Annotated in this window: 10 protein-coding genes and 5 tRNA genes; 6 read left to right on the forward strand and 9 right to left on the reverse strand. The window is 61.1% G+C overall.

Annotation, left to right across the window (positions count from 1 at the left end; all coding sequences use genetic code 11):
* The 4 genes from F6X62_RS21135 to F6X62_RS21150 all read left to right on the forward strand — a co-directional run bounded on the left by F6X62_RS21135 (position 1) and on the right by F6X62_RS21150 (position 4,505).
* Positions 1–1,059, forward strand: coding sequence for an alpha-ketoacid dehydrogenase subunit beta (locus tag F6X62_RS21135; protein WP_054891917.1), 1,059 nt, complete (start codon positions 1–3; stop codon positions 1,057–1,059).
* Positions 1,060–2,328: a dihydrolipoamide acetyltransferase family protein gene (locus F6X62_RS21140; RefSeq protein WP_054891918.1), complete on the forward strand. Its 1,269-nt coding sequence runs from the start codon at positions 1,060–1,062 to the stop codon at positions 2,326–2,328.
* 2 nt (positions 2,329–2,330) lie between these two features.
* Positions 2,331–3,710 (forward strand): dihydrolipoyl dehydrogenase, encoded by a 1,380-nt coding sequence (lpdA, locus tag F6X62_RS21145; RefSeq protein ID WP_153774603.1) that lies wholly within the window; start codon positions 2,331–2,333, stop codon positions 3,708–3,710.
* 231 nt (positions 3,711–3,941) lie between these two features.
* Positions 3,942–4,505 carry a hypothetical protein gene (locus F6X62_RS21150; protein ID WP_256674056.1) on the forward strand — a complete coding sequence of 188 codons (564 nt, stop codon included), beginning with the start codon at positions 3,942–3,944 and terminating at the stop codon, positions 4,503–4,505.
* 132 nt (positions 4,506–4,637) lie between these two features.
* Here F6X62_RS21150 and F6X62_RS21155 read toward each other — a convergent pair.
* Positions 4,638–4,709: transfer RNA gene (locus tag F6X62_RS21155), tRNA-Arg, on the reverse strand.
* 628 nt (positions 4,710–5,337) lie between these two features.
* Between F6X62_RS21155 and F6X62_RS21160 the strand changes: the two genes are divergently transcribed.
* Positions 5,338–5,664 (forward strand): Arc family DNA-binding protein, encoded by a 327-nt coding sequence (locus tag F6X62_RS21160; RefSeq protein WP_029613963.1) that lies wholly within the window; start codon positions 5,338–5,340, stop codon positions 5,662–5,664.
* Between the two features lie 62 nt (positions 5,665–5,726).
* Here F6X62_RS21160 and mgtE read toward each other — a convergent pair whose 3' ends face one another.
* The 8 genes from mgtE to alaS form a co-directional block, all read right to left on the reverse strand.
* Positions 5,727–7,169 (reverse strand): magnesium transporter, encoded by a 1,443-nt coding sequence (gene mgtE / locus F6X62_RS21165; RefSeq protein WP_054891920.1) that lies wholly within the window; start codon positions 7,167–7,169, stop codon positions 5,727–5,729.
* A 364-nt stretch (positions 7,170–7,533) separates the two neighbouring features.
* Positions 7,534–7,610: transfer RNA gene (locus tag F6X62_RS21170), tRNA-Arg, on the reverse strand.
* A gap of 86 nt (positions 7,611–7,696) precedes the next feature.
* Positions 7,697–7,773: transfer RNA gene (locus F6X62_RS21175), tRNA-Arg, on the reverse strand.
* 72 nt (positions 7,774–7,845) lie between these two features.
* Positions 7,846–7,922 (reverse strand) — tRNA-Arg (locus F6X62_RS21180).
* A gap of 107 nt (positions 7,923–8,029) precedes the next feature.
* Positions 8,030–8,120: transfer RNA gene (locus F6X62_RS21185), tRNA-Ser, on the reverse strand.
* 72 nt (positions 8,121–8,192) lie between these two features.
* The gene (gene csrA / locus F6X62_RS21190) at positions 8,193–8,381 is read right to left on the reverse strand and encodes a carbon storage regulator CsrA (RefSeq protein WP_043209419.1); all 189 of its coding nucleotides are present in this window, start codon (positions 8,379–8,381) and stop codon (positions 8,193–8,195) included.
* Between the two features lie 173 nt (positions 8,382–8,554).
* Positions 8,555–9,790, reverse strand: coding sequence for an aspartate kinase (locus F6X62_RS21195; protein ID WP_054891921.1), 1,236 nt, complete (start codon positions 9,788–9,790; stop codon positions 8,555–8,557).
* 84 nt (positions 9,791–9,874) lie between these two features.
* Positions 9,875–12,499, reverse strand: coding sequence for an alanine--tRNA ligase (gene alaS / locus F6X62_RS21200; protein ID WP_153774604.1), 2,625 nt, complete (start codon positions 12,497–12,499; stop codon positions 9,875–9,877).
* 354 nt (positions 12,500–12,853) lie between these two features.
* Here alaS and F6X62_RS21205 point away from each other — a divergent pair, with 354 nt between their 5' ends.
* Complete coding sequence (locus F6X62_RS21205) at positions 12,854–14,047, forward strand: M91 family zinc metallopeptidase (protein ID WP_178117573.1); 1,194 nt, start codon at positions 12,854–12,856, stop codon at positions 14,045–14,047.

Consider the following 14,047-nt stretch of genomic DNA (forward strand, 5'->3'; position numbering starts at 1 on the left):
ATGAACGATCACAACAACAGCATCAACCCGGAAACCGCCATGGCCACCACTACCATGACCATGATCCAGGCCCTGCGCTCAGCCATGGATGTCATGCTCGAGCGCGACGACGACGTGGTGGTCTACGGCCAGGACGTCGGCTATTTCGGCGGCGTGTTCCGCTGCACCGAAGGCCTGCAGACCAAGTACGGCAAGTCGCGGGTATTCGATGCACCGATCTCCGAGAGCGGCATCGTCGGCACCGCCGTGGGCATGGGCGCCTATGGCCTGCGCCCGGTGGTGGAAATCCAGTTCGCCGACTACTTCTACCCCGCCTCCGACCAGATCGTCTCGGAGATGGCTCGCCTGCGCTATCGTTCGGCCGGCGAATTCATCTCGCCGCTGACCCTGCGCATGCCCTGCGGCGGCGGCATCTACGGCGGCCAGACCCACAGCCAGAGCCCCGAAGCGATGTTCACCCAGGTCTGCGGCCTGCGTACGGTGATGCCATCCAACCCCTATGACGCCAAGGGCCTGCTGATCGCCTCGATCGAGTGCGACGACCCGGTGATCTTCCTCGAGCCCAAGCGCCTGTACAACGGCCCGTTCGACGGGCACCACGACCGCCCGGTAACCCCCTGGTCGAAGCACCCGCACAGTGCCGTGCCGGACGGCTACTACAAGGTGCCGCTGGACAAGGCGGCGATCACCCGCCCCGGCAACGATGTCACCGTGCTGACCTACGGCACCACGGTCTACGTGGCCCAAGTGGCCGCCGAGGAGAGCGGCGTCGACGCTGAAGTCATCGACCTGCGCAGCCTCTGGCCGCTGGACTTGGAAACCATCGTCGCCTCGGTGAAGAAGACCGGGCGTTGCGTGGTGGTCCACGAAGCCACCCGTACCTGCGGCTTTGGCGCCGAGCTGGTTTCGCTGGTCCAGGAGCATTGTTTCCATCACCTCGAAGCGCCGATCGAGCGCGTCACCGGCTGGGACACCCCCTACCCCCACGCACAGGAATGGGCCTACTTCCCAGGTCCTTCGCGGGTAGGTGCGGCATTGAAACGGGTCATGGAGGTCTGAATGGGCACGCACGTCATCAAGATGCCGGACATCGGTGAAGGCATCGCGCAGGTCGAGCTGGTGGAATGGTTCGTCAAGGTCGGCGATGTGATCGCAGAAGACCAGGTGGTGGCCGATGTCATGACCGACAAGGCCACGGTAGAAATTCCTTCGCCGGTCAGCGGCAAGGTCTTGGCCCTGGGTGGCCAGCCCGGTGAGGTCATGGCGGTCGGCAGCGAGCTGATCCGTATCGAAGTCGAAGGCAGCGGCAACCACATCGACGCACCGCAGGCCAAGCCGGCCGAGGCGCACGCCGCGCCAGCGCCAGCCCAGACGAAGATCGAGCCGCAGCCCGAAAACCGTCCGCAACCAGCGACGAGCCACGCCGCCGCGCCCATCGTCCCGCGCGAGGCGCATGAGAAACCGTTGGCTTCACCTGCCGTGCGCAAGCGTGCGCTGGATGCCGGCATCGAGCTGCGCTACGTGCACGGTAGCGGCCCGGCCGGGCGCATCCTGCACGAAGACCTCGACGCCTTCATCAGCAAGCCACAGACCGCCCTCGGCCAGGCGCCAGCTGGCTACGGCAAGCGCACCGACAGCGAGCAGGTGCCGGTGATCGGCCTGCGCCGCAAGATCGCCCAGCGCATGCAGGATGCCAAGCGCCGCGTCGCGCACTTCAGCTATGTCGAGGAAATCGACGTCACCCAGCTCGAAGCCCTGCGCCAGCAGCTCAACGCCAAGCATGGCGAAAGCCGTGGCAAGCTCACACTGCTGCCCTTCCTGGTGCGCGCCATGGTCGTCGCCCTGCGCGATTTCCCGCAGATCAACGCCACCTACGACGACGAGGCCCAGATCATCACCCGCCACGGCGCCGTACACGTGGGTATCGCCACCCAAGGTGACAATGGCCTCATGGTGCCAGTACTGCGTCACGCCGAAGCCGGCAGCCTGTGGAGCAACGCCAGCGAGATCGCCCGCGTGGCCAATGCCGCGCGCAACAACAAGGCCAGTCGGGAAGAGCTGTCCGGCTCGACCATCACCCTGACCAGCCTCGGCGCCCTGGGCGGTATCGTCAGCACGCCGGTGGTCAACACCCCCGAAGTGGCGATCGTCGGCGTCAACCGCATGGTCGAGCGCCCCGTGGTGATCGATGGCCAGATCGTGGTGCGCAAGATGATGAACCTGTCCAGCTCCTTCGACCATCGCGTGGTCGACGGGATGGACGCCGCCCTGTTCATCCAGGCCGTGCGCGGCCTGCTGGAACAGCCCGCCTGCCTGTTCGTGGAGTGAGCATGCAACAGATCCTCGATACCACCCTGCTGATTATCGGCGGGGGCCCCGGCGGCTACGTGGCCGCCATCCGCGCCGGGCAACTGGGCATTCCCACCGTGCTGGTCGAAGGGCAGGCACTGGGCGGTACTTGCCTGAACATCGGCTGCATCCCATCCAAGGCGCTGATCCACGTGGCCGAGCAGTTCCACCAGACCAGCCGGTATGCTGACGGCTCGGCACTGGGTATCAGCGTCTCGACACCGCACCTGAACATTGCCCGCAGCGTCGAATGGAAGGACGGCATCGTCGACCGCCTCACCAGCGGTGTGGCGGCCTTGCTGAAGAAACATGGGGTGAAGGTGCTCCATGGCTGGGCGAAGATCCTCGACGGCAAGAACGTCGAGGTCGACGGCCAGCGCATCCAGTGCGAACACCTGTTGCTGGCGACCGGCTCGAGCAGTGTCGAGTTGCCGATGCTGCCGCTGGGCGGGCCGGTGATTTCCTCTACCGAGGCCCTGGCACCGAAAAGCCTGCCGCAACACCTGGTGGTGGTCGGCGGCGGCTATATCGGCCTGGAGCTGGGCATCGCCTACCGCAAGCTCGGTGCTCGTGTGAGCGTGGTAGAGGCGCGTGATCGCATCCTGCCCACCTACGACGCAGAGCTGACCGCACCGGTGGCCGAGTCGCTGAAAAAACTTGGCATCGCACTGCACTTGGGACACAGCGTCGAAGGCTATGAACATGGCTGCCTGTCGGCACGCGACGGTGCAGGCCAACAGCTGCGCCTGGAAGCCGATCAGGTACTGGTCGCCGTTGGCCGTCGACCACGCACTCAGGGCTTCGGCCTGGAGAGCCTGGCGCTGAAGATGAACGGTGCGGCGATCGCCATCGACGAGCGCTGCCAGACCAGCATGCGCAACGTCTGGGCGATCGGCGACGTGGCCGGCGAACCGATGCTCGCACATCGGGCGATGGCCCAGGGCGAGATGGTCGCCGAACTTATCGCCGGCAAGACCCGCCGCTTCGAGCCCACCGCGATTGCTGCGGTGTGCTTCACCGATCCGGAAGTGGTAGTGGCTGGCAAGACGCCTGAGCAGGCCAGCGCCGAAGGCCTGGACTGCATCGTTGCGCAGTTCCCCTTCGCGGCCAACGGGCGAGCCATGAGCCTTGAGTCGAAAAGCGGGTTCGTGCGCGTGGTTGCACGTCGCGACAACCATCTGATCCTCGGTTGGCAAGCCGTCGGGGTGGCGGTTTCCGAACTGTCCACAGCCTTCGCCCAATCGTTGGAAATGGGCGCGCGGCTGGAAGACGTGGCCGGCACCATCCATGCCCACCCGACCTTGGGCGAGGCCGTGCAGGAAGCGGCATTGCGAGCTTTGGGGCATGCCTTGCATATCTGATCAGCACTGAAGCGGCGTTGGCCGTTTTGACCCGCGGCGCCTTGGGGTGCTGCGGGTCTTTTTTTGCAACAGCGGCTGTTGCCGATACCGGCAATGCGCTTCCTCCGATGGGCAATCCGCTGCCCAGGTGATACCTGTTGCTCGGCTACAACCCCCGCCACGCTTGGCTTGAGCCAAATGGCACAGGTTTTGCCCCTTGCACAACGCGATTACCATCCAAGGAGGAAACACATGATGATCAGCCTCAACGGGCTGGGCTGGCAGACTGCATTGCAGCAGCCAAGCCGGGTCAACCATGACGCTGTGCAGGCCGATTTCATGCCGCAGCGTCAGGCAATCACCACCAGCAACACAGCAGCGCAGCAGAACAATCAAGGCAGTACCTCGCAGCAAGATGCCGAAGACGCTCGTCAGGAAGCTTTCGCCAAGCTCAAGGTGGCCCTGCAGAACCCTGACATTGGCGCACGTCAGCAGGCCAGTTCGTCGAAACCTGCAGCCAGCAATGCGCTGCAGGAGTTCCGCGACTACATGTCCAAATCGCCAGCGGAAAAGATCAAGGAGAAGCTCCTGCAGGAGCTCGGCATGACCGAGGAGGACTACAACGCCCTGCCTCCCGAGAAGAAACAGAAGATCGACGAGCAGATCGCCCAACGCATGAAGGAAGACGTCGAACTCAAGACCCAGGCCAAGCTGCAACAACAGGCTGAACGCGCAGCAGCCAACACGGCCGACATGGCCCAGGGGAGTGAGACCAGCAAGCAGCAGGAAGACAAGGAAAAGGCGCAGTCCGTCTGAGTGGCATGACCGCGATGGCCGGTGCAACGCTGGCCATTACGGCAGGCTGCTGCGCAGGCAAAAACGCCTGCAGCCGAATCATCGGATAGCAGTGGCAAGCGGGAGCGAGGGAAAGGCGAGAAAGGAAGGATGTGTCCCCTGCTGGAATCGAACCAGCATCTAGCCCTTAGGAGGGGCTTGTTCTATCCGTTGAACTAAGGGGACATCACGGCGCGCATTCTACGCAAATTCAGTGGGTTGGAGAAGCCACCCGACGCGGCGCAGGCTGTCGGCGGCGAGCATGGTAACCAGCGCTCGACCGTTTGTCATGCCCAATACTGGCATTTCCATGTAGTCCCTTTCCGCGATTTCTCAGCGCCTCCAAGCTGCGCGGCGATTCAATTGCATATTAATGGCATCGCCAGGGAATTTTTTGCGCAGGCGCGGTCAAAACGTCAACGTCGGGCGCTTCGGCCTGATGGGGAACGCTTGCGTCATGTTGCATAGCCACTATGCTCAAGGATAGGGAAATCTTGCGGGTTTGATGATTTTCCCCAGGTCTTGTCGAACTTTACAAGATTTTGACAGCAAAGGCCTGACAACAGGGCGAGACGGGAAAGAGTAAAACTTTTCAAACCAGTACTCATTTCTGATAATTGGTACTGGCATAAAGCCTTTACCCGGATCACTATTTGTCACAGAATTGACGCCAAGGAAACGGCGACCATGAGGCAAGATGAGCATCCAAAATCACATCACGGTTGAACATTTTGTCGTCGCGACGGTCGAACCCACTACCGTGCGGCCAATTTGAGAACCGCTTCCCCTGAACCAGAACAACCGGTCAATTTATATGCGCCCAATGAAACAGGCTATCTACTCCAGCCGCACCGCTGACAAGTTCGTCGTCCGCCTGCCTGACGGGATGCGTGAGCGCATTGCCGAGGTAGCGCGCAACCATCACCGCAGCATGAACTCCGAGATCATCGCCCGCCTGGAGCAAAGTCTCATCCAGGAAGGTGCGCTGGGCGACGAGCTGAGCATGCGCCTGGACAGCCCTGAGCTGTCCCTGCACGAACGCGAATTGCTGCAACGCTTCCGTCAACTGACCCATCGCCAGCAGAATGCGCTGGTCGCCCTCATCGCTCACGATGTGGAAATGGCTGCCGACGCCTCCTGAGGCTTCCAACGCCCACGAAAAAAGCCAGCGCAAGCTGGCTTTTTTCGTTTGAGCGGAATCAGTCATAGCAGGAACAGTGTCGCCAGGCCAAGGAAGATGAAGAAGCCGCCACTGTCGGTTACGGCAGTGATCATCACGCTCGACCCCATCGCCGGGTCGCGCCCCAGGCGCACCAGTGTCATGGGGATCAACACCCCCATCAACGCCGCCAGCAGCAGGTTCAAGGTCATTGCCGCGGTCATCACCACACCCAGCGACCAACTGCCATAGAGCAGGAACGCCACTACCCCGATCACCCCACCCCAGATCAGGCCGTTGATCAGCGATACCGCCAGCTCCTTGCGCATCAGGCGACGGGTGTTGCCCGGAGATACCTGGTCCAGCGCCATGGCGCGCACGATCATGGTGATGGTCTGGTTACCCGAGTTACCACCGATACCGGCGACGATAGGCATCAGCGCCGCAAGCGCTACCAGCTTTTCGATCGACCCTTCGAACAGTCCGATCACCCGCGAGGCAACGAACGCGGTGATCAGGTTGATGGCCAGCCATGCCCAGCGGTTGCGCAGCGAACGCCAGACCGAGGCGAAGATATCTTCTTCCTCGCGCAGGCCGGCCATGTTGAGCACTTCGCTTTCGCTCTCTTCACGAATCAGGTCAACCATCTCGTCGATGGTCAGACGGCCGATAAGGCGATTGCTCTTGTCGACCACCGGTGCAGAAACCAGGTCATAACGTTCGAATGCTTGCGCAGCATCGTAGGCATCTTCCTCGGGCGTGAAGCTGACAGGGTCAGTCGCCATGACCTCCGCCACCTTCTTGTCCGGGTCGTTGACCAGCAGACGCTTGATCGGCAGCACACCCTTCAGAATGCCGTCGTAATCGACCACGAACAGCTTGTCGGTGTGCCCCGGCAGCTCCTTGAGCCGACGCAGGTAACGCAGTACCACTTCCAGGCTGACGTCTTCGCGGATGGTGACCATCTCGAAGTCCATCAGCGCACCGACCTGCTCCTCGTCGTAGCTCAGGGCCGAACGCACGCGCTCACGCTGCTGGGCATCGAGGCTTTCCATCAGCTCATGGACAACGTCACGCGGCAGCTCAGGCGCCAGGTCAGCGAGTTCGTCTGCGTCCATTTCCTTTGCCGCAGCCAGCAGCTCGTGATCGTCCATGTCGGCGATCAACGTCTGACGTACGGCGTCGGAAACTTCGAGAAGGATGTCGCCGTCACGATCCGAGCGCACCAGCTGCCAGACCGTCAGACGATCTTCCAGGGGCAAGGCTTCGAGAATATAGGCGATGTCGGCGGGGTGCAGATCATCGAGCTTGCGCTGCAGCTCGACCAGGTTCTGGCGGTGGACGAGGTTTTCCACCAGGTCGTTGTGCTGACCTTCCTGACGATGAGTCAGGTCCTCAACGACGCGCTGGCGCTGCAGTAGCTCGATCACCTGGGCGAGGCGATCCTGCAGGCTCTCTTGGACTTTCTTTACTTCGACTTCGGTCATAGGCGAACTCCACTCCCAGCAGCGGAGCACGCCGGGAGAATCAATCGGTCAGATCTGGCTTGATAAAGCGGATTAAGGGGTAACTACTGGGTAAGTCCATGGTGGTATTCCACAAGCCCCGGCGGGGCTGACGGGCGCAATCATACACTGCTCAAGCTGTCTGATCGCTTAAATTTTTGGCTGGAACAATCGTTTGCGCGATAAAGCTGTGACAACGCTCGAAGCCAACAGTGCGACGGCGCACAACAGCGAAAAAGCACATCGATGTGCAGCAGGGGTTTATATGGAGTCTAGCCGCGTTGCACTGACAGATTCGTGAACGGCAGAAAAGAAAAAGCCCGCTACAGGAGCGGGCTTTTTGGTGTGGCGGACTCAGGAGGATTCGAACCTCCGACCGCTCGGTTCGTAGCCGAGTACTCTATCCAGCTGAGCTATGAGTCCGTGGTGGTAGTTTTAGACCAGATTACCACTGGTTTCGAAGCTTCTCTTCTTGAAGATTTCTCGACAAGCAAAGCCACTTCAGAAAGTGGCGGACTCAGGAGGATTCGAACCTCCGACCGCTCGGTTCGTAGCCGAGTACTCTATCCAGCTGAGCTATGAGTCCGTCGATGGTAGTTTTAGACCAGATTACCACTGGTGAAATGATGCGTCTTCCAAAGAAAACCGCCTCATTGTATGGCGGACTCAGGAGGATTCGAACCTCCGACCGCTCGGTTCGTAGCCGAGTACTCTATCCAGCTGAGCTATGAGTCCGTGTCTTGCCGCGCATTATAGTTCGCTAAACCGTTTTGCCAAGTACTTTTTCGTTTAATTTCAACGACTTAAGCATTTTGACCAGTTACAGCGCCCTACACGAAGAATGGCGGTGAAGGGGGGATTCGAACCCCCGATACCCTTATGAGGTATACTCCCTTAGCAGGGGAGCGCCTTCGGCCACTCGGCCACCTCACCGCAACACGGGGCGTATATTAACCAGACCCCTCCCCGTTTGCAAACCCTTTTTTGAAAAAAACTTCAAAAAAATTAAAGGGTTGGTTCTTCGTCCTTCTCTTTCTTGATCCGCAGGTAGATTTCCTCGCGGTGAACAGCCACTTCCTTAGGGGCACTCACACCGATTCGTACCTGGTTGCCTTTGACACCCAGGACCGTCACGGTGATCTCACCATCACCAATGATCAGGCTCTCGGCGCACCGACGAGTCAGAATCAACATAGCTTTCTCCTCACGCAGTTCATTCAGGGACAACAGTCTGTTGGAAACAGAGGGCTGGTCGGGACAAAGGCCCAGCTCTCTTTGTCGGCTGTCAGGCAGGAAAGGACAGTAACCCGCATGACAGCCAGAAACGCGAAGGGCGCGGCCAAAGCCGCGCCCCCCGGGGCAATGCGTCACTCGCTCTGTCGGGCAGGCGCATCGAGCTCGAACGCGGTGTGCAGCGCGCGTACGGCCAGCTCCAGGTACTTCTCTTCGATCACCACCGACACCTTGATCTCGGAAGTAGAGATCATCTGGATGTTGATGCTCTCCTTGGCCAGGGCCTCGAACATACGGCTGGCCACGCCCGCGTGGGAGCGCATGCCGACGCCAACGATCGACACCTTGGCGATCTTGGTATCGCCGATCACTTCACGGGCACCGATTTCACGAGCGGTGTTCTCCAGCACGCTCAGAGCCTTTTCGTACTCGTTGCGGTGCACGGTGAAGGTGAAGTCGGTGGTGTTATCGTGCGAGACGTTCTGCACGATCATGTCGACTTCGATGTTCGCGGCGCTGATCGGGCCGAGGATCTTGAAAGCAACGCCCGGGGTGTCCGGTACGCCACGAATGGTCAGCTTGGCCTCATCACGGTTGAAGGCGATACCGGAAATGATCGGCTGTTCCATGGATTCCTCTTCATCGATGGTAATGAGGGTACCCGGACCCTCCTTGAAGCTGTGCAGCACGCGCAGCGGAACGTTGTATTTGCCGGCGAACTCCACCGAACGGATCTGCAGCACCTTGGAACCGAGGCTGGCCATTTCCAGCATCTCTTCAAAGGTGATCTTCTCCAGGCGACGGGCCTGCGGTACCACACGTGGATCGGTGGTATAGACGCCATCGACATCGGTGTAGATCTGACATTCGTCGGCCCCCAGCGCTGCCGCCAGGGCAACACCGGTCGTGTCGGAGCCACCACGCCCGAGGGTGGTGATGTTGCCGTGCTCGTCGACGCCCTGGAAACCTGCGACCACGACCACGGTGCCAGCCTTGAGGTCGGCGCGGATCTTCTGGTCATCGATCTGCAGGATGCGCGCCTTGTTGTGCGCGCTGTCGGTCAGGATACGCACCTGGTTGCCGGTGTAGGACACCGCCGGCACGCCACGCTTGATCAGCGCCATGGCCAGCAGCGCAATGGTCACCTGCTCGCCGGTCGAGACGATCACATCCAGTTCACGCGGAACCAGCTGATCGGACACCTGCTTGGCCAGGTCGATCAAGCGGTTGGTTTCCCCGCTCATGGCCGACAGCACAACCACCAGGTCATCGCCTGCCTCGCGGTGTTTCTTGACCTTGTCGGCCACCTGCTCGATCCGCTCGATAGAGCCAACGGAGGTGCCGCCAAATTTCTGTACGATCAACGCCATTTCAAAGTGCCTCAGCCCACGAAGGGCACCCAGTAAACAATCCTTCCTGACGCGCCCCGCAACCAGACTGCGGGGCGCGTCATCTCAAAGCCCCTGCTCGGCGAACGGCACGGCCAGTGCCAGGGCCTGATCCAGCGCAGCGACGTCGACGCCACCACCCTGGGCCATGTCCGGACGACCACCGCCCTTTCCGCCCACCGCCGCAGCGGCCTGCTTCATCAGGTCGCCAGCCTTGAGTTGGCTGGAGAGGTCTTTGGTCACGCCGGCCACCAGCACGACCTTGCCCTCATGCTCGCTGCCCAGCAGGATCACTGCATGGCCGAGCTTGTTCTTCAGCTGATCGACGAGCGCCAGCAGCGCCTTGCCATCCTGCCCATCCAGGCGAGCGGCAAGCACCTTGGCACCCTTGACCTCAACGGCCGCACTGGAGAGATCGTCCCCTGCGGCGCTGGCGGCCTTGGCCTGCAGCTGCTCGAGCTGCTTCTCCAGCTGACGGTTGCGCTCGAGCACAGCCGACAGCTTGTCGATCAGGTTGTCGCGGTTACCCTTGACCAGTTGCGCCGCTTCCTTGACCTGCTCTTCGGCAGCGTTCAGGTAGGCCAGCGCCGCAGCACCGGTGATCGCCTCGATACGACGCACACCGGAGGCTACGCCACCTTCACTGATGATCTTGAACAGGCTGATATCGCCGGTGCGCTTGGCGTGGATGCCGCCGCACAGCTCTACCGAGAAATCACCGCCCATGCTCAGTACGCGCACGGTGTCGCCGTATTTCTCACCGAACAGCGCCATGGCGCCTTTGCGCTTGGCGGTCTCGATATCGGTCTCGATGGTTTCGACCGCGGAGTTCTTGCGCACTTCGCGGTTTACGATGTCTTCGAGTGCCTTGATCTGCGCAGGCGTCACAGCCTCGAAGTGGCTGAAGTCGAAGCGCAGGCGCTGGCTGTCGACCAGCGAGCCCTTCTGCTGGACGTGCTCGCCCAGCACTTCACGCAGAGCAGCGTGCAGCAGGTGAGTCGCTGAGTGGTTCAGCGAGGTGGCGTGCTGCACATCGGCATCCACGCGGGCCTCGACCGGGGCGCCAATCAGCAGCGCGCCGCTGGCCACCACGCCGTGGTGCAGGAAGGCACCACCGGTCTTGGTGGTGTCGCGCACATCGAAGCGCGCAGCCCCAGCCTGCAGGTAGCCACTGTCACCGACCTGGCCGCCGGATTCGGCGTAGAACGGCGTACGATCCAGGACGACCACGCCCTCCTCGCCTTCGCCCAACTGGTCGACCGACTGGCCATCCTTGTACAGGGCGATGATCTTGCCCTGACCTTCGGTGCTGCTGTATCCGAGGAAATCGGTGGCGGTATCGACCTTGACCAGGCTGTTGTAGTCCATGCCAAAGGCGCTGGCCGAGCGGGCGCGCTCGCGCTGGGCGTCCATCTCGCGCTCGAAGCCGGCTTCGTCGATGGTCAGCTCACGCTCGCGGGCGATGTCGGCCGTCAGGTCCATGGGGAAGCCATAGGTGTCGTACAGCTTGAACACCACGTCGCCCGGCACGACCTTGCCCTGCAGCTGCGCCAGGTCCTGTTCGAGGATGCGCAGGCCCTGCTCGAGAGTCTTGGCGAACTGCTCTTCTTCGGTCTTGAGCACGCGCTCGATGTGCGCCTGCTGGCTCTTGAGCTCGGGGAAGGCTTCACCCATCTCGCTGACCAGTGCGGCCACGACCTTGTGGAAGAAGCTGCCCTTGGCGCCAAGTTTGTTGCCATGGCGGCAGGCGCGACGAATGATGCGGCGCAGCACATAGCCACGGCCCTCGTTGGAAGGCAGCACGCCGTCGGCGATCAGGAAGCCGCAGGAACGGATGTGGTCGGCGACCACTTTCAGCGACGACTGCGCTTCGTTACGGCAACCGATGGCCTGGGCTGCGGCATCGAGCAGACTCTGGAACAGGTCGATCTCGTAGTTCGAGTGCACGTGCTGCATCACCGCACTGATGCGCTCAAGGCCCATGCCGGTGTCCACCGACGGGGCGGGCAACGGGTGCAGGACACCGTCGGCAGTGCGGTTGAACTGCATGAAGACGTTGTTCCAGATCTCGATGTAGCGGTCGCCGTCTTCTTCCGGCGAGCCGGGTGGGCCACCCCAGATGTCGGCGCCGTGGTCGTAGAAGATCTCGGTGCACGGACCGCAAGGGCCGGTATCACCCATGGTCCAGAAGTTGTCGGAAGCGTACGGGGCGCCTTTGTTGTCACCGATGCGCACCATGCGCTCGGCCGGCACGCCGACTTCCTTGGTCCAGATGTCGTAGGCTTCGTCGTCGCTGGCGTAGACAGTGACCCAGAGCTTCTCCTTGGGCAGGTTCAGCCACTTGTCGGAGGTCAGGAAGGTCCAGGCAAAGGTGATCGCGTCGCGCTTGAAATAGTCACCGAAGCTGAAGTTGCCCAGCATCTCGAAGAAAGTGTGGTGACGCGCGGTGTAGCCGACGTTTTCCAGGTCGTTGTGCTTGCCACCGGCGCGCACGCACTTCTGGCTGCTGACAGCGCGCGTGTAGGCGCGCTTCTCGGCGCCCAGGAAGCAGTCCTTGAACTGGTTCATGCCTGCGTTGGTGAACAGCAGGGTTGGGTCGTTGTTCGGGATCAGCGAACTGGAGGCGACTCGGGTATGTCCCTGCTCTTCGAAGAAGCGAAGGAAGGCTTCACGGATTTCTGCGCTTTTCATAGGTTCTTCCACGGAAACGGCGGCCGTTTTGGCTAACGCGTCGGATCGACGAAACGACGGCAAAGGGCCGCATTATATCGGTCCTGCAATCGAGGTGCAGTGTGTTTATGCGATGGAAACCGGCAAACGGACAGTTTTTCCGCTGCAAACAGGTAAAAACGACATGAGCGGATGCTAAATCGGAGCTTTCGTCACTGACAAGCCAATTACCGCCCAGGGGAAAGGAAAAGGGAATAGGCGGCAAATTAAATCCCTGTCATCCGCCTCATGCTGACCATTCAGGCGGTACAGGAGTACCACTGGAACCACCGAGCGAACGCCAGAATGCAGCCTCCCCTACGAAAGGAGACGCCCATGGCGCCCGAAGACCTCATGATCCACACCGCTTCCGGCCTTGTGCTGAGACAACAACTACCCTACAGAAGCGGCCCACTGGCGATCAGTCGCCATGATCACACGCTGCTGATCGAAGCACTGGCCCCAGACACCGAACTGTCGGTTCATCCAAGCCCCGAAGGCATCGTGCTGCGCATCGAAGCCACCCGCTACACGCTGGCCCTGGCAAAAACAGAGATGCTGCATATTCGTACTGGCGCCGGCGACGACAACGTATTCGTCGAGTCCACCCTCGACAGCCGCATCGTGATCGAGACCGGCGAGGGCAACGACAGAATCCGGATCGAGGGCCAATTGCCTCCTGATGGCCAGCCCCTGAATGCCGGCTCGGTGATCATTGACGCCGGGGCCGGCGATGACCACGTCGTGGTAGAAGGGGTTCGGCAAGCAGAAATCGATGGCGGCAAGGGCAACGACGCCCTGCACAGCGCCGCTGCCCACAGCACGTTGTATGCCGGCGCTGGCGACGACGTCGTCAGGGTCAATGCGGGCAATGCGACCATCGAGGCCTTTGCCGGCCACAATCGCCTGTCCACAGGGCCACTGGACGATCGACTCTACGGCAACGCCAGCAGCATTCTCGTCGAGGACGGTTTCAGCGCACCACTGCTCTACGAGGCACGCGATGCGCAGCTACCAGCGCAATACCTCGACACCTTCGATATCCAGGGTGATCCCGCATACACCGACAAAGTCAGGCGCCAGTTGGTGATGCTGCGGGCCAGCCCGAGTGCCTCGGGGCTTCTGGAACAGTTGGTGGCGCACAAGGTGAAGGTCGCCATCACGCCGATCCCGGAACTGGACAATGCTTATGCTGGATTTGATCCCGCCCAAGGCGATCCGACAATCCGAAACGGCGTGCGAGGCGATCGCATCCTGAACTGCATAATCGGCTATAACCCGCTGGCCCACAGGCGTGACGCACCATCACTGGTGATGCTCTACCATGAGCTCTGTCACATTTGGAACTTCGCGACCGGAAGTGTGAACGACAACGCCGAGCGCTTGGCTGTCGGACTCGAAAACCCAGGCTCCTTGTTCGATTTCGACGACGATCCAAGCACGCCCGACACCGTCACCAATCCTGCACCGTTCAACGAAAATGCCCTGCGACACGAACTAGGCCTACCACCCAGGCTGACTTACCCCTGA

Origin of the sequence: Pseudomonas sp. MNR3A (assembly GCF_009650575.1) — a bacterium.
In the GTDB taxonomy this organism is placed as follows: domain Bacteria; phylum Pseudomonadota; class Gammaproteobacteria; order Pseudomonadales; family Pseudomonadaceae; genus Aquipseudomonas; species Aquipseudomonas machongensis.